Below are 16,872 nucleotides of genomic sequence, written 5' to 3'. Positions count from 1 at the left end.
ACTGTCTTCGCCGTAGTCGGGGTAAACGCACGCAGTAACTTACTTGACTTACGCAACAATATGGTAAAGTGGGTCTCATGTCCACACCACCGGTCCCCGAAGCCCCCGCCTCCCCGGAGGTGACCGAGATTGAGCGAGCTCTCACTCGGATCACCTACCTGAGCACGCGCGCCCGCCAGCACGACCGGCTCATGGCCCTCGCCGGTGTGCCCCTGGACCGTGCGGCGGTGGCGTTGCTGCGGCAGGTCGCCGACTCCGACCCGCTGCGGCCGGGGGAGCTGGCGCAGCGCCTCGGGGTCGAGGCCTCGCATGTGACGCGGACGGTGCAACAACTGCAGAAGTCCGGCTACGTCACCCGCGTGCCCGACCCCGACGACCGCCGGGCCCAGCGGATCGAGCTGACCGAGGCCGGCCGGAAGGCCGTCGGCAGTGTGCGGGACGCCGGTGCGCGCGGCATGCAAATGGCCCTCTCGGAGTGGTCGACGGACGAACTGCAGCAACTGGCAACGCTGTTCCACCGCATGGTCGACGACTTCCTGAAGCACGCGGTCGAGGACGACAACGAACCGGAGGTCGCGACGCCGGCCGGCACTGTCTGAGCTCCGGGTACGGACCGTCCGGGTGCCGGGTGCGGGTCGTGCCGATGTCACCCGAGGTCGGCGACGATCTGCGGGAGGTCGGCCGTGGAGCGGATCCCGGGGGCTGCCGCGCAGACGAACGGCACGGCGTTCACCGCACGGTTCGCGGTGTAGGACGGGGACATCGAGGCCATCAGGTCGAGGGGCACGGGGAACCGCAGGTCGATGTCGAGCGGTGCGTCCCCCTCGACCGCGACATGCCAGCCGGTAGCGCGGAGATCCCAGTCGGGGTCGAGGTCGGTGGTGCAGTACCAGTTGGCGCGGAACCGCAGCAGGGGCTGTCCCTTGCGCAGTCCGGACACGGTGATCCGCTGCGCTGCCACCGTGCCTGCGGGCAGTGTTCCCGCGGCGATCCGCGTGGTGTGGCGGGCAGTTGCGACCTCGCCGACCGCCTCCACCGAGTCGAGCGGTGTCGACAGTGCCTCGGCGAGCAGCCGCAACGAGGGGCCGAAGCTGTCGCGCAACCCGGCCAGGCGCTGTTCGCCGAATTCGGCAGGGGGTCGACCGAAGCCCATCACCTCGAACAGCAGCCCGGGGGAGTCCCGTTGGGAGAGATCCGCGAACTCGTCGATCGTCAGCGCGTCGAGCCGCCGCTGGATCGAGGTGAGCGCCAACGGCAGCGCCTCTGTGATGAACCCGGGACTGCTGCCCGTGCTGTGGACCGAGGTGCCGCCCCGCTCGCACGCGTCCTCGATCCGCTTCCGCGTGACCGGGTCCAGGCTGGGCGCGTGATGGAACTCCCCGCGCGTCGACACGACGTTCACGCCTGACGAGAGCAGCGCGCACACCTCGTCGAAGTCGCAGCTCCGCGGGGTGTAGAGGGCGCAGTCGGCACCGAGTGCCAGGATCTCGTCGATGTCGTGCGTGGCGACGACCCCGGTCGTACCGAAGCCGCCCCCGCTCAACTCACCCGCGTCCAGGCCCGACTTGGCCGGCGTATGGACATATACGCCGGCCAAGGTCAGATTCGGATGCTCCAGTACGGCACGCATCGTGCGGGCGCCGATGTTCCCGGTGGCCCACTGCACGACCCGGTAGCGCTGCACTCCATGCCGTGGCGGCTCGGTCATCGCCCACCTCCCGTTCCGGTGGGCGAGAACCGTACTCTCCGCTATGGAGAGCGTCAATCACAAACAAGGGGTCGTCAATTGCGTACCGGGAGCCGTCAGTTGCGTACGGGTACGCCCGAGAGGCCGCCGAGGCAGAACTGCCAGACCTCCTCGGCGGTGACCGCCGCTGAGTGGCTGTCGGACGGGACGCCGTTGCCCTGCGCGACGAACATGACCGTCTGCATCAGGATCGAGGCCTGACGTCGTGGTTTCCCGGCGGGGATGACGCCGGCGTCCTCGGCCTGCTCGACCAACTCCGTGAACACCGTGAGCAGCGGGAGGTGAGCGGTCGCCACCTGTGTGGGGTGCTTCACGAGGAGTTGCAGCGCGAAGTCGCTGAACAGCGGGCGCTCCACACCGGGGTTGGACAGCGACTGCTCGAACAGCATCTCCACCCCGAGCCGCAGTGCCTGGAGCGGATCCGACTGGGAGCCGGCCGATTCGCGGATCTCCGCCGCCGACTTGGACAGCGCGTCCTCGAACAGGGCGAGCAGCAGCTCGTGTTTGCCGTCGAAGTGCTGGTAGAAGCTGCGCAGTGACTGTTTGGAGCGGTCCACGACCTCCTGGACGGTGAAGTCCGTCGTCCGCTTCTCCGCTATGAGTTCCTGCGCCGCATCCAGGAAGCGCTGCACACGTTGTTCGGCGCGGAGCTTCGCGGCACGGGTGGAACGCTCAACGGCGCGCTGGCGCCAGGCTGGTTGTTCTTCGGGGACGGCTGTCACATGAAGAACGATACTCCACTTCAGCGGTAACACCTCGGCTTCCCCTACCGAAGCCCACACCGCAACTTCCGAGACCCTTACTCGCGTGAGATGAGAATGATATTCTCATCTTCATTCGTCCGGGTTGGCAGGAGGTTCGTCTGACATGGCATGGGACTTTTCCACCGAGCCGGAGTTCGAGGAGAAGCTGGAGTGGATCAGGCGGTTCCGCTCCGAGCGCGTGGAGCCGCTGGACCTGCTGTACCCCGACCGGGCGTACCACCCTCTCGACGACGAACTCGGCCCCGTCGTAAGGGCGTTGAAGCAGCAGGTCCGTGACGAGGGGTTGTGGGCACCGCACCTCGGGCCGGAGCTGGGCGGCCGAGGCTTCGGCCAGGTCAAGCTGGCGCTCATCAACGAGATCCTGGGCCAGTCGAGTTGGGCCCCCGTCATCTTCGGCACGGCCGCCCCCGACACCGGCAACGCCGAGATCATCGCCCGCTACGGCACCGACGAGCAGAAGGAGCGCTACCTCCAACCGCTCCTCGAGGGCGAGTGCTTCTCCTGCTTCTCCATGACCGAACCGCAGGCCGGCGCCGACCCCACGATGTTCACCACCCGCGCCGAACGCGACGGCGACGACTGGGTCATCACCGGCCGCAAGTTCTTCTCCTCCAACGCCCGCACCTCGAAGTTCGTCATCGTGATGGCCGTGACGGACCCCGACGTCAGCCCCTACAAGGGCATGTCGATGTTCCTCGTGCCCAGCGACACCCCCGGCGTCCGCATCGAGCGCCACCTCGGCATCATGGGCGAGGCCACCGACGAGGGCATGCACGCGCTCATCGCCTACGACGGCGTCCGCGTCCCCGCCGACGCACTGCTCGGCGGCGAGGGCCAGGCCTTCGCGATCGCCCAGACCCGGCTCGGCGGCGGCCGCGTCCACCACGCGATGCGGGTCGTCGGCCAGAGCCAGAAGGCGCTCGACATGATGGCCGAGCGGGCCCTGTCCCGCGAGACCCAGGGCGAGCGGCTCGCGGACAAGCAACTCGTGCGGTCCGACCTCGCCGACTCCTACGCCCAACTCGCTCAGTTCCGCCTGTTCGTGCTCTACACGGCCTGGCAGATCGACCGCTACCAGGACTACAAGCGGGTCCGTAAGGACATCGCCGCCATCAAGTTCCTCACCCCGAAGGTGCTGCACGACATCGTGTACCGCTCGATGCATCTGCACGGCGCCCTCGGTGTCTCGAACGAAATGCCGTTCTCCGACATGTGGAACGGCGCTGCCGTCATGGCGGTCGTCGACGGCCCCACCGAGGTCCACAAGATCACCGTCGCCCGTGACGTCCTGCGCGGCTACGAAGCGGCCCCCGGCCTCTGGCCCACCCAGCACCTGCCCACCCGCCGCGAATGGGCCCGGAAGCAGTTGGAGGACCTGCTGTGACGCTCGCCGACACGGAATCGCTCGCCCGCTGGCTGGACGAACAGGGCATCGCCCCCGGTGAACCCGTCGAGACCTCGTACATCTCCGGAGGCACCTCCAACGACATCTACGGCATCCGGCGCGGCGAGGTGAGCATGGTGCTGCGCAAACCGCCGGAGAAGGTTCCGCCGGGGCGCAACGAGACCATGCTGCGTGAATACCGCGTTCTCAACGCCCTCAACGGCACGGACGTCCCGCACCCCGAGGCTATCGCCGTGTGCGACGACACGAGCGTGCTCGGCTCCTGCTTCTATCTCATGGCGCATGTCGACGGCTGGTCGCCCATGAACTCCGGCGGCTGGCCCGAGCCGTTCCTCGGCGACCTCTCCCTGCGCCCCGAGCTCGCGTACCAACTCGTCGAGGGCATAGCCAAGTTGGGCAACGTGGACTGGCGGGCCCAGGGCCTGGAAGGCTTCGGCCGCCCGGACGGTTTCCACGACCGGCAGGTCGACCGCTGGCTCGCCCACCTCGCCAAGTTCAAGTTCCGTGAGATCCCCGGCCTGGAGAACGCCGCTGCCTGGCTACGGGAACACCGACCCGCCCACTGGGAACCCGGCGTCATCCACGGCGACTACCAGTTCGCCAACGTCATGTTCCAGCACGGCGCGCCTGCCCGGCTCGCGGCCCTCGTCGACTTCGAAATGGCCACCGTCGGCGACCCGTTGCTCGACCTCGGCTGGGTGATCATGGGCTGGCCGGACGCAGACGAGGACCGCACCCAGAAGGGGTACGTCGACTACACCGGCATGCCCGACCGCGCAGACCTCCTGGAGCACTACGCCAAGGTCAGCGGCCGGGACGTCAGCGAGATCGACTACTACGTCATCCTCGCCCGCTTCAAGATGGCCGTGGTCCTGGAAGGCGGCTACGCCCGGCATGTGAACGGCGAGGGCGGCAACCCGAAGATGGCCCACTACGGCGACGTCGTTCTGCAGATGGCAGCCCAGGCGGCCGAACTCGCCGCGACGACCCGGCTATGAGAGCCGCCCGCTGCAACGCCGTCGGCGGCCCGGTGGTCGTCGAGGACATTCCCGAACCGGTCGTCCCCGAAGGGGAGTTGGCCGGACAGGAGGGCGGCATCCCGGTCGACGTGCACTACGCCGCCGTCAACTTCGCCGACGTCCTCGTGATCGACGGCGCCTACCAGGTGAAGGCGGAGCCGCCCTTCACCCCGGGCAGCGAGTTCGCCGGCGTGGTCGCCGCGTCCGCGCACGGGTTCGAGAAGGGCGAGCGGGTCTTCGGCTCGATGTTCGTCGGCGCCTTCGCCGAACGCGTCACCGCACGTCCCGCAGGCCTGAGCCGTATCCCCGAGGGAATCCCCACCGAGCGCGCGGCGGCCTTCGGGGTCAGCCACGCCACCGCCTTCGACGCCCTCCGCCTGGTCGCCGACGTACGGCCCGGTGAACGGGTGGCCGTCCTCGGCGCGGCCGGCGGGGTCGGCCTCGCGACCGTCGAACTCGCCGCGCTGCTCGGCGCGGAGGTCGTCGCCGTCGCCTCGACGGAGGAGAAACGGGCGGTGTGCGCCGAGCAGGGCGCGCGGCTGACCCTGCCGTACGACGAGCTGAAGCGGCGCCTGCGGGAAGCGGGCGGCGCCGATGTCGTGATCGACCCGGTCGGCGGGCCGTACGCGGAGGAGGCGTTGCGGGCCATGCGCTGGGGCGGACGGTTCGTGAGTGTGGGGTTCGCGAGCGGGGAGATCCCGCGTATCCCGCTCAACCTCCCGATGCTCAAAGGCGTCAGCCTGCACGGCTTCGACCTCGGCGGCTGGGCACGGCACCGGCGGGACGACCTGGTGTCCGCCCGCACCGAACTCCACGGACTGTTCGCCGCCGGGAAGATCCGGCCCCGCGTCCACGCCGTGTATCCGCTCGCCGAAGTCGCCGCCGCCCTCAGCCTCGGGCGCCGCGCCATCGGCAAGGTCCTTCTGGAGGTCGCGCATGGAGTTTGAGTTCGACGACGAGCAGCGGCTGCTCCAGCGAGTGGTCCGCGAAACGATCACCAAGTCACGGTCACTGCCAGAGAAACAACTCTGGGACACCTACCTGGAGTTGGGCTGGCTCGAAGCCCCTCCGGTGGAACTCGCCATCGTCCTGGAGGAGTTGGGGTACGTCGCCGACCCGACGCCCTTCCTCGCCACCGCGACCTGGTTCGCGCCACTGGCCGGACGGCTGCCGCGCGGCTCGGGCACCGGAGTCTTCGACGGGACGGGCCGGTTCGTCCTCGACGCCGACCGCGCGGACGAGATCGCCCTTCTCACCTCCGAGGGCGTGGTCGTACGGGACGGAAAGGACCTGGCGGCCGAGCGGCTGTCCGTGTTCGACCCGACCCTCCACATTGCCCGGGTGGACGTGCCGGACCTGGTCACCGGCGTGCCCGACCTGGCCCTCATGGGCCTGGCCGTGAGCACGGTCGGCAGTTGCCGGCGCATCCTCGACCTGGTCGTCGCCCATGTGAAGGAACGGCACCAGTTCGGCGTGCCCATCGGCTCGTTCCAGGCCGTGAAGCACAAGGCCGCCGACATGTACGTCGCCATCGAACGCGCCAAGGTGCTCGCCTACTTCTCCGCGCTCACCATCGCCGAGGACGACCCGCGCCGCGGCCGGGCCGCCGCGATGGCCAAGGCCGCCGCCGGCGACTGCCAACGGGTGTGTTTCCGCAACGGGTTCCAGCTCTTCGGAGCCATGGGCTACACGTGGGAGAACGAGCTGCAGATCCATCTCAAGCGGGCCAAGGCCGGGGACCTGCTTCTCGGCACGGCGTCCGAGCACAGGAAGGCGCTGCTGGTATGAGGCTGGCCCCCGACCCCGAGGTCGAGAAGTTCCGCGCCGATTTCAGCGACTTCCTCGACGCCCACCTGCCCACCCCCGAAGAGGCCACGGTCCGCTCCAAGTCCAGTGCGCACATACCGGATTGGGCCCGGCGCTGGCAGCGCAAGCTCTTCGACGCCGGCTGGCTGCTCCCCGCCCAGCCGCCCGAGTACGGCGGCCGCAACGCCACCCTGCCCCAAGTGGTCGCGCATCTGGAGGAGTTGTCCCGGCGGCGGATCTACCACAGCTTCAACCCGCAGGGCCTCAACATCATCGCGGCCTCACTGCTCACCTTCGGCACCGAGGCACAGAAGCGCGACTGGGCCGTCCCCCTGCTGCGCGCCGAGATCACCGCGTCGCTCGGCATGAGCGAACCCGGAGCCGGGTCGGACCTCGCCGGGCTGCGCACCCGTGCGGTCCTCGACGGTGACCACTTCGTCGTCAACGGACAGAAGGTGTGGACCTCGGGCGCGCACGACGCCGACGTCCTGCTCACCTTCGTCCGCACCGACCCCGACGCGCCCAAGCACAAGGGCATCAGCGTCCTGCTCGTCCCCACCGACTCCGAAGGCCTGGTCAGGCGGCCGTTCGGATCGATCGCCGCACCCGACGACCTCGACTTCAACGAGGTGTTCTTCACCGACGTCCGGGTCCCGAAGGAGAACCTCGTCGGCCCCCTCAACGAGGGCTGGCGCGTGGCCAACGGATCGCTCGGCCATGAACGGACCCTGCTGTGGGTGCACTACGCCGAGCGGATGGACGGCCTGATCCAGGACTCCGCCTGCGCCGAGGAGTGGTACGCGACGCTCCAAATGGACGTCCAGGCACTGCGGTTGCTCGGTTACCGGCTGCTCGGACCCGACCGGAACCCGGTGGAGATCTCGGTGCTCAAGCTGCTCGGCTCCGAGGCCGCGCAGAGCGCCGAACTGCACGCCCTCGAACACCACGGGGCCGAGGCGCTGCGGCATCCGGTGCAGACGGGACCGTACACCCATATGAACCTGGGGGCGTTCACGGCCAGTTGGTTCGAGCGGTACGCGCGCAGCTTCGGCGGGACCATCGCCGGCGGCACCTCCGAGATCCAGCGCAACATCATCGCCGAGCGCATCCTCGGCCTGCCCCGATAGAGCCGACGGAAGACAGGACCCATGACAGACACAGCGGACACGGACGAGGTCCTCTACGAGGTCGACAACAAGGTCGCGGTCATCACCCTGAACCGGCCCGAGGTCGCCAATGCCCAGAACGCGGTTCTCCTCGACGCGTTGGACGTCGCCTGGAGCCGGGCCGCCGCCGACGAGGAGGTCAAGGTGATCCTCCTGCGGGGCAACGGGAAGCACTTCTCCTCCGGCCACGACCTCAAGGACCGCTGGCCTGCGCCGAACGAGATCACCCTGGAGTGGATCTACAGCGCGGAATCCCGCCGGTACCTGGAATACACGCTGCGCTGGCGCAACGTCCCCAAGCCGTCGATCGCCGCGGTCCAGGGCAAGTGCATCGCGGGCGGACTGATGCTGTGCTGGCCCTGCGACCTGATCGTGGCCGCCGAGAACGCCGAATTCTCCGACCCCGTCGTGCACATGGGCATCGGGGGAGTCGAATACCACGGCCACACCTGGGAGTTGGGCCCGCGCAAGGCGAAGGAGATCCTCTTCACCGGACGGGCCGTCACCGCCGAGGAGGCGGAGCAGGTCGGCATGGTGAACAAGGTCGTCCCCCTCGACCAACTGGACACCGAGGCAATGCAGTTGGCCCAGCGGATCGCCCAAATGCCGTCCTTCGGCCTCCGCCAGGCCAAGCGCGCCGTCAACCAGAGCCTCGACGTCCAGGGTTTCTACGCCGCTATCCAGTCCGTGTTCGACATCCACGAGACGGGACACGGGAACGCGTTGAGCGTGAGCGGATATCCCATTCTCACGAAGCTCGACGCCATGAAGGAACGCCTGAAGGAGCAGTAGGCAGGGACCGCGAGCCTCCTCACTGGCGGTGGGTGTTCGCGCCCCGGCTCATCGCCAGGACCGCGTCCCTGCGGCTGAGCGCCCCGAACGGTGAACCGCCGGTCGGGGCGGGGCTGCCGTAGATCCAGGTGGGGCCGTCGGAGAGATGGTCGAGCGCCTCGGCGGCCACATCGGCCGGGTCGGCCAAGTCACCGCCGTAGGAGCCCCCTTGGACGCCTTCGGTCCGGCGCAGGGACGGGGTGTCGGTCCTGCCGAGCACCAGTCCCAGGACGTCCACCCCGCTGCCCTGCCACTCCGCCCACAGGCTCTCGGCGAGGACGAGGTCGAACGCCTTCGACGCGCCGTAGGCGGCGAGCGTGGCGCCGCCGGCCCACGCGGCTCCCGAGGTCACCAGGACCACGGCTCCCCGCTTGCGCGCCACCATCGGGCCACCGAAGCGGTAGGCCGCTTCGAGTACGGCGGAGCAGTTGCGCCGCACCAGCCCGAGGTGCGTGCCGAGGTCCTTGTCGAGGAACGGGACGCTGCGGTCGTCGCTGCCCGCGTTGTAGACGAACAGGCCGACCTCCAGACCGTCGGTCGCCTCCTCCAGCTCCGACAGGGCGCTCGGGGAGCTGAGGTCGAGCGCGACGGTACGGACCTCGACGCCGTACCGGTCCCGGATCTCGTCGGCGGACGCCTCCAGCACGGGCAGGCGCCGGGCCACCAGCACGACGTTCATCCCCTGGGCGGCCATCCGGTGGGCGAACGCGGCGCCCACCCCGTCCGATCCGCCGGCGACGACACCCCACGGCCCGTACTTCGTGGTGAGCGATTCAGTCACTTCCTGCTCCTCATTCAGATCGTGCGGATCGTTCAGGGAGAACGGTCATTCAGGGCGAACGGAGAACCTTCTTCTCGACCGCGTCCGACGACAGCACCGTCCCGAGGATCCCGAGGTCGGCTCCGGCGCCGCGCGCCACCGCACGCACCACGTCGACGTCCTTGCTCATCAGGTCGGCCAGCCGCTCCGCCACCGCCTCGACCGACCCACCACCGGCGACGACACCGAGCGCCCGGCTGGCACCGCTGCCGTGCTGCAGCGCCGCGAGAATCGCCTTCTCACCGATGCCAAGCGACCCCGCCACCCGCACCGCGTCGACCGCGAGCCCGACCTGCGCCACGAACAGGGCGTTGTTGACGAGCTTGACCCGCTGACCGTTGCCGATCGGCCCCACGAACAGGACCGGCGCGGCGTACGTCTCCAACAGCGGTCGCAGCGCGTCCAGTCGGGCCTCGTCGCCGCCGACCCACAGGGTGAGACGGCCCGCGGCGATGTCGTGCGGGCCGCCCGACAGCGCGGCGTCCAGCACCCCGACACCACGCTCTGCGCCCGCTTCGGCGAGCAGCTCCGCGGTGCCGGGATGAGAAGTGGTGTGCAGGACGAGCGTCGACCCCGGCTTCATGGCCGAGAGGGCGCCTTCCGCGCCGAGGCAGGCCGCTCGCACCTGCTCGTCCTTCAGTACGGCGACGAACACCACGTCGGCGTCGCGGACCGTCGCCCCGATCGTGTCGGCCCGCGCGAACCCGTCCTCCTGGGCCGCCGCCCGGGTCGCCGGTCGGCGCACATGAACCGTGACGTCATGCCCGGCGGCCACCAGGCGGTCGACGATCGGCCGCCCCATCCGGCCCGCCCCGATGAACCCGATCCTCACCTCTCCTCCAGCGAACCGGGTTTGCCGGACGGCGCCAGCATCGCGCGGGGCCCGTCGGTGCCGTCGAGGTTGGCGTTGATCCGCTCGGCGATCCGCCACCCCTCCGAAGTACGCACCCAGCGCCAGGTGTTGGCGGAGACCTGGAACACCCAGAACCGTCCGGCATCGGCGTCCCACCGCAGATGCAGCGCATGGCTGCGGCCGGTGGCCCGGTCGCCGTCGACGACGACGTGCGGCGCGGTCAGCACATGACCGCAGCCGTTGTGGATCACGCTCTGGTGGCCCGGGCCGTGCACCATGCCGACGATGCCGTCCCGGCCCTCCATCCGCAGATGGGGGACCGCGTCGAAGACGCCCTCCTCGGTCCAGAGCGCCGCCGCGGCCTCGCCCGAGCCGCTGTCGACCGCAGGCCCGTACTGGGCGACGAGCTGGGTGATCTCGACCTGGTCCTCCAAGGCGCGCACCTTCGCCGCCAACGACTCGACGGTGGCGCGCAGTTGGGCAAGTTCGTCGGTCTCGCTCATGAGTGTGGTCAGCTCCCTGGTACGACGATGATCCGGGCCGGCCCGTCGGCGTCCCGCGCCGCGTCGAGCGCGGCCGGCACGCCGTCGAGGCCGACGGTGTGCCCGAGCATCGGCCCGACATCGAGGCTGCCGGAGCAGACCGCCCGGAACGCCTCGTCCCAGTGGTCCATCGACGGGCCGCCCCCGAACTGGATGTTGATGCCCTTCCGTTTGGCGGTCAGGGTGTGCAGATGATCGCCCTCCGGGGGACCGCCGACGGAGAAGATCCGAGTGCCGCGCTCGCACCCCTTGATGATCGAGTCGAGAACGCCGGGGACGCCGACGCACTCGAACACGACACAACTCGCCCGCGGACCGGCCGCGTTGCGCCAGGCCTCGTACGGCGACACCTCGGCCGGATCGACGACCACATCGGCGCCCATGGCCAGCGCGGTCGCGCGACGCGACGCCACGAGATCGGCCGCCACGATCGGACCGACGCCGAGACTCCTGAGCCGGCCGATCGCCGAGAGGGCGATGGCGCCGCAGCCGATGACCAACGGCACCTCATTCGCGGTCAGTTGCGCGCGGGACGCGGTCGACCAGCCCACCGAGATCGCGTCGGCGACACACACGAGCTCGCTCGGCAGGTCCGACACCACGACCCGGGTGATGGCCTCGGTCAACAGGAACAACTCGCCGAATCCGCCCGGGGATTCGGGGCTCTGGCCGATGATCCGGCGACCGGCCGGGGTAGTGAGCACGGGCAGTGAACTCACCCGCGTCCCCACCGGGATACGGCGCTCGGTGCCGGGGCCGTAGTCCACGACCTCGGCGCAGTACTCGTGCCCCATCACGATGTCGACGTCCCTGTCGTACGTCGACATCCCGCTGTCGTCGTCGGCGCCCGCCTCGGGATGGTCCATGAAGTGCAGATCCGACGCGCAGATCCCGCACGCCAGCGAGCGGACGAGGAGTTGGCCCGGTCCGGGGACCGGATCGTCGACGGTCCGCGCCCGGACCGTCCCGCCCCGCAGCACAGCAGCACGCATCAGACTCTCCTCCGCACTCCGAAGTCCGTCCCCTTCGGACTGTAGCCACCCGGCGGGAATTACAGAAGACGGTCTCCTATAATTGAGGAACACCGGAACACCGCCCGGTCACTACAATCACGGCATGGCTGAACCGCGCCGCGCCCCGGGCCGTCCCCGTGACACGAGCATCAACGAACGGGCCCTCGCGGCGACGCGCGAACTCCTCGTCCAGCGCGGCTTCGACGCCACGACGATCCAGGCGGTGGCGGAACACTCCGGCGTGCACGCCTCCGCCATCTACCGCCGCTGGCCGTCCCGGATCGAGCTGATCGAGGAGGCCACGTTCCCCGGGCTCAGCCCGTTGAGCGTCCGCCCGACGGGGGATCTGCGACGAGACCTCCGCCGGTTCGTCCGCGCCTACCTGGCGGCCTTCGGCGCCCCGGCGGCCCGCGCCGCGGCGGCCGGTCTCTTCGCGCACTCCCAGACATCGAGCCGTCCGCGGCCGCCCGAGATGCTGCTGCGCGTGTCGGCGCGACCGCAGTTCCAGGACATCCTGCGCGCCGCGCCGACCGGGACCGTCGACCCCGCCGTGGACCCGGACGACGTCTTCGACATGCTCCTCGGCGCCGTACTGACCCGCACCCTCCTGTCCACGGTCACGGCCCGCAACCGCCCCGTCGAGCGCACGGTCGACATGATCCTGCGGATGCTACGACCCCTCGACGGGCCGGCCTGATCAACTAGCCCGACCGGACGGGGCGTTGGCCTCAGCGGCGCTCGTCGCGGAACACCTTCCCGCCCTTCATCACGAACCGGACGTCCGCCATCACGGAGACGTCCTCCAGCGGATTGCCCGGCACCGCGATCAGGTCGGCGAGCAGGCCCTCGGCGATACGGCCCCGGTCGTCGGCGTCGATCAGCTCCGCCGCGTTGACGGTCGCCGCCTGGATCGCCTCCAGGGGAGTCATCCCGCGGTCGACCAGGGCGATCAGCTCCTGCGCGCCGCGGCCGTGCGGAATCGCCGGCGCGTCCGTGCCCAGCGCCATCCGGACACCCGCCTTGCCGGCCCTGGCCACCACGGTCTTCGCCCGGGGGAAGATCTCGGCGGCCTTCTCCTTCAGCTCGGGCGCGGCATGGGACATGTCCATCCCGTCGATGAGAGCGGTGGTCGGCACCAGGAAAGTGCCCCTCTCCGCCATCAGCGCGATGGTGTCGTCGTCGAGCAGGAAGCCGTGCTCGATGCAGTCGATGCCCGCCTCCACCGCCGACCGGACGGCGTCGGCCCCATGGGTGTGGGCCGCCACCTTCAGTCCGCGCCGGTGGGCCTCGTCCACGATGGCGCGCAGTTCCTCGTCGGAGTAGTGCTGCGCGCCGGGGGTGCCGGTGTGGGACATCACGCCCCCGGACGCACAGACCTTGATGAGCCGTGCCCCGTGCTTGATCTGGTAGCGGACGGCCTTGCGCACCTCGTCGACACCGTTGGCAATGCCCTCCTCCAGGGAGAGAGGCATGATTCCGGGGGCGTACGCGGCGAACATCGTGGGGTCGAGATGCCCGCCGGTGGGTGTGATGGCGTGACCGGCGGGCACGATGCGCGGGCCGTCTATCCAGCCGGCGTCGATGGCCTTCGCCAGCGCGACGTCCAGCAGATAGCCGCCCGTCTTCACGAACAGACCCAGATTGCGGACCGTGGTGAACCCCGCGCGCAGGGTCCGCCGGGCGTTGCCCACCGCGCGGAGCATCCGCAGCGGGGGATCGTCCTGGACGGGGGAGAACGCGAGCGTCTCTCCCCGGCCGCCCATCAGGAGGTTGACCTCCATGTCCATGAGACCGGGCAGCAGCGTCACGTCACCGAGATCGAGAACCTCGTTCTCTCCGTCAACCTCGCCCGCTGCGCCACCGTGCGTGATGCGTTCGCCGTCGACCGTGACGATGCCCGGCTGCTCGAACTCGCCCGTCTCCACGTGCAGTACACGCGCTGCTCTGAGTGTGACCACGACGGGTCAGACCTTCGGCTCGACGACGAGGTCCATGTAGGCGGCCCCGCTGTCCGGCACCCGGGCCTGCTTCCAGACCTCGACCGGGAACGACACGTTCACCAGGGAGAACAGCAGGAGCAGCAAGTTGCGCTCCTGCTTCGGGAGTTCGGAGAGGGGGAACTTGTCGAGGTGGTCGGAGGCCTGTTCCAGCAGCGGGAACGCGGCGTCGTAGAACGCCTGCATCTCCTCCATGGAGCTGGCCAGGCGCTTGCTGTACCGATCGCGCTCGGACTCCAGGACCCACTCGCTGAACGGTTCGAGTGCCGCGAACTCACTGGGCAGCATCGGTGTGCTCCTTGACGTAGTCGGCGACCGTCTTGTGCAGATGGCGGAGCAGCAACTCCTGGTCGCAGAGCGGGAATTCGGTGACGACCCGGCTCTTGAGCATCGTCTGGGTGGCCTCCAGGGTGTTGCCGTCCTGGAGCGCGTACTCCTTGAACGTCACCGCCGCCAGCTCCTGCTTGAGCCGCTCGCGCGCCGTCTTCGCGGGCACGAAGTACAGGTTGGCCTCGAAGAGGTGCTTGTCCACCGCCGTCGGCCAGTAGTGGTACGTCAGGTACCAGCCGGGCTTCCAGATCAGCAGGGTCATGTTGGGGAAGAACTCGAAGGAGTCGTTGCCCCACGCGCGGTGCCCGCCCGGATTGAGACCGGGGGGAAGAGGGTCCAGGCCTTCGATGTCGGGCGCCTCCCACGGCCCGAACAGGCCGCTGCGCAGGACGCGTTCGATGGGCTTGACGATGGTCAGGTCCTTGGGCGGGGACATGCCTCCCCAGGAGGAGATCATCGAGTGCGGGGGGTGGATCTCGTAGTGCAGCGCCTCGTACCCGACGTTGAAGAGCTTGTCGGCCTCGTCCTTGACGGCCTGCTTCATGTGCAGGACGGGCGCGTGGTAGAACTCCGCGAACGCGTCGATGAACAGCTTCCAGTTGCTGCCGATCTCCGCCTTGTACGTGAAGACCTCGGTCATCTCGTGGAAGGGGTAGCCCTCCAGCCCCTTGGCGAACTCGCCGAGGTACTCCTTCAACGGCTGGGCGTTCTGGTCCAGGTTGACGAAGACGAAGCCTTCCCAGACCTCGCAGCGGACCAGCTTGAGGCCGTAGTCCGCCTTGTCCAGGTCGAAGAACTCCTTCTCCTGCTGGACGAAGGTCAGATCGCCGTCGAGGTTGTAGCGCCAGGCGTGGTACTTGCAGGTGAACTGGCGGCAGGTGCCCTTGACCTCCTCGCCCGGGTAGTCGTTCCACACGAGCTTGTTGCCGCGGTGGCGGCAGACGTTGTGGAAGGCGCGGATCTCCTTGTCCTTGCCCCGCACGATCACCAGTGAGGTGTCGGCGACCGCCAGCTCCTTCGTGAAGTAGCTGCCGACCTTGGGCACTTGCTCGACCCGACCGACGTTCAGCCAGGTCTTCTTGAAGATCGCCTCCTTCTCGGCCTCGTAGTACGCGGGGTCGATGGAGTCCTCGTAGTTGACCGGGCTGGTGCCCAGCTCGGGGTAGTTCTCGGTCCAGCTCCCGGCCTCGGGCTTGGCGAAGTGTGGCATGGGATCACCCCTCTCGCTTGTGAGAATACCATTCTCTTTTTGGGAAACTGAAGTTCTCTTCCGAGATCACCGGATCGAGTTCCACGCCGAAGGTGTTGAGGGCCATCGTGAGCATCGTGTAGGCGCCGACGGTGAAGACCAGGTCCATGAGCTGGTGTTCGTCCAGGTCGGCGGCGAGTGCGGCGTAGGTCGCGTCCGACAGGCCCGAGTCGGTGTCCAGTTCGTCCACCGCCCGGTTGAGCAAGGTGTCGGCGCCCGTGCGGACTTCCTCGATCTCCGCCTCGGTCACCCCGGCCTTCCGGCCGATCAGGACATGGCTCGCCCACTCGTACCTGCTGCCCCGCCGCCACGCCACGCGCATCACGGCCAGCTCGCGGACGCGCACCGGCAGGGTCGTGGTGTTGAGGTGCATGTTGAACGTCAGGAACGCCCGTGCCAGCGCCGGATGTCGCTGGAAGATCCCCAGGACGTTGGCCTCCGGCAGCTTGCGGTGGGGGTTGATGACCGAGAACAGATCGTGGTCCCACTCGTCGTACGGCACCGGGGGGATGCGGACGCCGTTCTCGGCGGCGGTCCTGCCGTTCTCGCCGTGCGCGCCGGCGTTCTCGCCCTGCTCGTGATCGCCGTTCTCGCTCACGTGTTCCGCCCGCCGTTCACGCCCAGGATCTGGCCCGTGATGTAACCGGCCTCCTCGGAGGCGAGGAAGGCGCAGGCCGCGGCGATGTCCTCGGGGCGTCCGACCCGCCGTACCGGAGTGCGCTGGATGTGCTCCTCGACCGTCCCGCCTAGCAGGTGGCGCTCCTCCGAGCGGCGCAGCATCGGCGTGTCGATGAAGCCGGGCGGAACCGCGTTCACGGTGATGCCCTGCGGACCCAGCTCCAGGGCCAGCGCCTTCGTCAGCCCGTTGACCGCCGACTTGGCGGCGACGTAGTGCGTCATGAACGGCTGGCCCGACTGTGCGCTGGAGGAGGAGATGTTGACGATCCGGCCCCAGCCGGCCTCCACCATGTCCGGCAGAACCGCCTGGACGCAGTGGAAGACGCCGTTGAGGTTGACGTCGATGACCCGCTGCCAGGCCTCGAAGGTCAGGTTGGCGAAGCGCTTGTAGCCCTCCATTCCCGCCGCGTTGACCAGCACCGTGACCGGACCGAGCTGCTCCCGGATCTCGGCCAGCGCCTCGTCCACCTGGGCCCGGTCGGAGACGTCGGCCTTCCGGGAGAAGCCTCTGTCGGACGGATTGAGGTCGAGGGTGGCGACCTGGAGACCGTCGGCCTCCAGGCGTTGCGCGATGGCCAGTCCGATGCCGGAGCCGCCGCCTGTGACGAGGGCTGTCCTCATGCCGGAACCCCCTTAGTCTCGATCATGGAAA

At 69.0% G+C, this 16,872-nt stretch carries 19 protein-coding genes; 8 read left to right on the top strand and 11 right to left on the bottom strand.

Translation table 11 applies throughout. The features are described 5' to 3' along the window. The first annotated feature begins 77 nt into the window (after window positions 1–77). Window positions 78–599, top strand: coding sequence for a MarR family winged helix-turn-helix transcriptional regulator (locus tag OG223_RS05035; protein ID WP_329242949.1), 522 nt, complete (start codon window positions 78–80; stop codon window positions 597–599). 47 nt (window positions 600–646) lie between these two features. Here the strand turns inward: OG223_RS05035 and OG223_RS05030 are convergent, their stop codons facing one another. Both OG223_RS05030 and OG223_RS05025 read right to left on the bottom strand, forming a co-directional pair. Then, window positions 647–1,708, bottom strand: coding sequence for an NAD(P)H-dependent amine dehydrogenase family protein (locus tag OG223_RS05030; RefSeq protein ID WP_329242945.1), 1,062 nt, complete (start codon window positions 1,706–1,708; stop codon window positions 647–649). Between the two features lie 95 nt (window positions 1,709–1,803). Continuing rightward, the gene (locus OG223_RS05025) at window positions 1,804–2,469 is read right to left on the bottom strand and encodes a TetR/AcrR family transcriptional regulator (RefSeq protein ID WP_329242942.1); all 666 of its coding nucleotides are present in this window, start codon (window positions 2,467–2,469) and stop codon (window positions 1,804–1,806) included. Window positions 2,470–2,614: 145 nt separating this feature from the next. Here OG223_RS05025 and OG223_RS05020 point away from each other — a divergent pair, with 145 nt between their 5' ends. From OG223_RS05020 to OG223_RS04995, 6 genes are read left to right on the top strand one after another with little or no spacing between them, the layout of a single operon-like run. Beyond that, complete coding sequence (locus tag OG223_RS05020; protein ID WP_329242939.1) at window positions 2,615–3,895, top strand: acyl-CoA dehydrogenase family protein; 1,281 nt, start codon at window positions 2,615–2,617, stop codon at window positions 3,893–3,895. Then, entirely contained in the window at window positions 3,892–4,914 is a 1,023-nt protein-coding gene (locus OG223_RS05015) for a phosphotransferase family protein (RefSeq protein WP_329242936.1), read from the top strand. Before OG223_RS05020 ends, OG223_RS05015 begins: the two co-directional genes overlap by 4 nt. Then, on the top strand, window positions 4,911–5,882 hold the full coding sequence (locus OG223_RS05010) for an NADPH:quinone oxidoreductase family protein (RefSeq protein ID WP_329242934.1): 972 nt from the start codon (window positions 4,911–4,913) through the stop codon (window positions 5,880–5,882). Before OG223_RS05015 ends, OG223_RS05010 begins: the two co-directional genes overlap by 4 nt. Further along, window positions 5,872–6,723, top strand: coding sequence for an acyl-CoA dehydrogenase (locus tag OG223_RS05005; protein WP_329242931.1), 852 nt, complete (start codon window positions 5,872–5,874; stop codon window positions 6,721–6,723). The genes OG223_RS05010 and OG223_RS05005 overlap by 11 nt, the downstream gene beginning before the upstream one ends. After that, window positions 6,720–7,868 (top strand): acyl-CoA dehydrogenase family protein, encoded by a 1,149-nt coding sequence (locus tag OG223_RS05000; protein WP_329242929.1) that lies wholly within the window; start codon window positions 6,720–6,722, stop codon window positions 7,866–7,868. The genes OG223_RS05005 and OG223_RS05000 overlap by 4 nt, the downstream gene beginning before the upstream one ends. A 21-nt stretch (window positions 7,869–7,889) precedes the next feature. Then, window positions 7,890–8,699: an enoyl-CoA hydratase gene (locus OG223_RS04995; RefSeq protein ID WP_329242925.1), complete on the top strand. Its 810-nt coding sequence runs from the start codon at window positions 7,890–7,892 to the stop codon at window positions 8,697–8,699. A 19-nt stretch (window positions 8,700–8,718) separates the two neighbouring features. On the opposite strand, the gene OG223_RS04990 is transcribed toward OG223_RS04995, so the two are convergent. The 4 genes from OG223_RS04990 to OG223_RS04975 are packed head-to-tail and all read right to left on the bottom strand — an operon-like array spanning window position 8,719 to window position 11,945. After that, the gene (locus OG223_RS04990; protein WP_329242923.1) at window positions 8,719–9,519 is read right to left on the bottom strand and encodes an SDR family NAD(P)-dependent oxidoreductase; all 801 of its coding nucleotides are present in this window, start codon (window positions 9,517–9,519) and stop codon (window positions 8,719–8,721) included. 49 nt (window positions 9,520–9,568) lie between these two features. Continuing rightward, window positions 9,569–10,390, bottom strand: a complete 822-nt coding sequence (locus tag OG223_RS04985) for an NAD(P)-dependent oxidoreductase (protein ID WP_329242920.1) — start codon at window positions 10,388–10,390, stop codon at window positions 9,569–9,571. Continuing rightward, window positions 10,387–10,914, bottom strand: coding sequence for a nuclear transport factor 2 family protein (locus OG223_RS04980; RefSeq protein ID WP_329242917.1), 528 nt, complete (start codon window positions 10,912–10,914; stop codon window positions 10,387–10,389). The genes OG223_RS04985 and OG223_RS04980 overlap by 4 nt, the downstream gene beginning before the upstream one ends. A gap of 8 nt (window positions 10,915–10,922) precedes the next feature. Continuing rightward, window positions 10,923–11,945 carry a zinc-binding dehydrogenase gene (locus OG223_RS04975; RefSeq protein ID WP_329242914.1) on the bottom strand — a complete coding sequence of 341 codons (1,023 nt, stop codon included), beginning with the start codon at window positions 11,943–11,945 and terminating at the stop codon, window positions 10,923–10,925. A gap of 124 nt (window positions 11,946–12,069) precedes the next feature. Between OG223_RS04975 and OG223_RS04970 the strand changes: the two genes are divergently transcribed. Further along, window positions 12,070–12,663 (top strand): TetR/AcrR family transcriptional regulator, encoded by a 594-nt coding sequence (locus tag OG223_RS04970; protein ID WP_329242911.1) that lies wholly within the window; start codon window positions 12,070–12,072, stop codon window positions 12,661–12,663. A gap of 31 nt (window positions 12,664–12,694) precedes the next feature. Here OG223_RS04970 and OG223_RS04965 read toward each other — a convergent pair whose 3' ends face one another. From OG223_RS04965 to OG223_RS04945, 5 genes are read right to left on the bottom strand one after another with little or no spacing between them, the layout of a single operon-like run. Next, window positions 12,695–13,924 (bottom strand): metal-dependent hydrolase family protein, encoded by a 1,230-nt coding sequence (locus tag OG223_RS04965; protein ID WP_329242909.1) that lies wholly within the window; start codon window positions 13,922–13,924, stop codon window positions 12,695–12,697. Between the two features lie 6 nt (window positions 13,925–13,930). Then, window positions 13,931–14,251: a hypothetical protein gene (locus tag OG223_RS04960; protein ID WP_329242906.1), complete on the bottom strand. Its 321-nt coding sequence runs from the start codon at window positions 14,249–14,251 to the stop codon at window positions 13,931–13,933. Continuing rightward, complete coding sequence (locus OG223_RS04955) at window positions 14,238–15,503, bottom strand: aromatic ring-hydroxylating oxygenase subunit alpha (RefSeq protein ID WP_329242903.1); 1,266 nt, start codon at window positions 15,501–15,503, stop codon at window positions 14,238–14,240. Before OG223_RS04955 ends, OG223_RS04960 begins: the two co-directional genes overlap by 14 nt. 4 nt (window positions 15,504–15,507) lie before the next feature. After that, window positions 15,508–16,140: a carboxymuconolactone decarboxylase family protein gene (locus OG223_RS04950; RefSeq protein ID WP_329242901.1), complete on the bottom strand. Its 633-nt coding sequence runs from the start codon at window positions 16,138–16,140 to the stop codon at window positions 15,508–15,510. Next, a complete protein-coding gene (locus tag OG223_RS04945) occupies window positions 16,137–16,841 on the bottom strand; it encodes an SDR family NAD(P)-dependent oxidoreductase (RefSeq protein ID WP_329242898.1) in 705 nt (234 codons plus the stop codon). The genes OG223_RS04950 and OG223_RS04945 overlap by 4 nt, the downstream gene beginning before the upstream one ends. Window positions 16,842–16,872: the final 31 nt, after the last annotated feature.

It is taken from the genome of Streptomyces sp. NBC_01478 (genome assembly GCF_036227225.1).
GTDB lineage: Bacteria > Actinomycetota > Actinomycetes > Streptomycetales > Streptomycetaceae > Streptomyces.
The sequence above is the reverse complement of the archived record's forward strand: the minus strand, read 5'-3'. Positions and strand labels throughout refer to the sequence as shown.

Excerpts from the sequence above, each read along its gene's own strand:
- OG223_RS05035 (WP_329242949.1), top strand. The coding sequence starts at position 78 with ATGTCCACACCACCGGTCCCCGAAGCCCCCGCCTCCCCGGAGGTGACC.
- OG223_RS04995 (WP_329242925.1), top strand. The coding sequence starts at position 7,890 with ATGACAGACACAGCGGACACGGACGAGGTCCTCTACGAGGTCGACAAC.
- OG223_RS05000 (WP_329242929.1), top strand. The coding sequence starts at position 6,720 with ATGAGGCTGGCCCCCGACCCCGAGGTCGAGAAGTTCCGCGCCGATTTC.
- OG223_RS05005 (WP_329242931.1), top strand. The coding sequence starts at position 5,872 with ATGGAGTTTGAGTTCGACGACGAGCAGCGGCTGCTCCAGCGAGTGGTC.
- OG223_RS04945 (WP_329242898.1), bottom strand. The coding sequence starts at position 16,841 with ATGAGGACAGCCCTCGTCACAGGCGGCGGCTCCGGCATCGGACTGGCC.
- OG223_RS04980 (WP_329242917.1), bottom strand. The coding sequence starts at position 10,914 with ATGAGCGAGACCGACGAACTTGCCCAACTGCGCGCCACCGTCGAGTCG.
- OG223_RS04960 (WP_329242906.1), bottom strand. The coding sequence starts at position 14,251 with ATGCTGCCCAGTGAGTTCGCGGCACTCGAACCGTTCAGCGAGTGGGTC.
- OG223_RS05010 (WP_329242934.1), top strand. The coding sequence starts at position 4,911 with ATGAGAGCCGCCCGCTGCAACGCCGTCGGCGGCCCGGTGGTCGTCGAG.
- OG223_RS04955 (WP_329242903.1), bottom strand. The coding sequence starts at position 15,503 with ATGCCACACTTCGCCAAGCCCGAGGCCGGGAGCTGGACCGAGAACTAC.
- OG223_RS05020 (WP_329242939.1), top strand. The coding sequence starts at position 2,615 with ATGGCATGGGACTTTTCCACCGAGCCGGAGTTCGAGGAGAAGCTGGAG.
- OG223_RS04975 (WP_329242914.1), bottom strand. The coding sequence starts at position 11,945 with ATGCGTGCTGCTGTGCTGCGGGGCGGGACGGTCCGGGCGCGGACCGTC.
- OG223_RS04970 (WP_329242911.1), top strand. The coding sequence starts at position 12,070 with ATGGCTGAACCGCGCCGCGCCCCGGGCCGTCCCCGTGACACGAGCATC.
- OG223_RS05030 (WP_329242945.1), bottom strand. The coding sequence starts at position 1,708 with ATGACCGAGCCGCCACGGCATGGAGTGCAGCGCTACCGGGTCGTGCAG.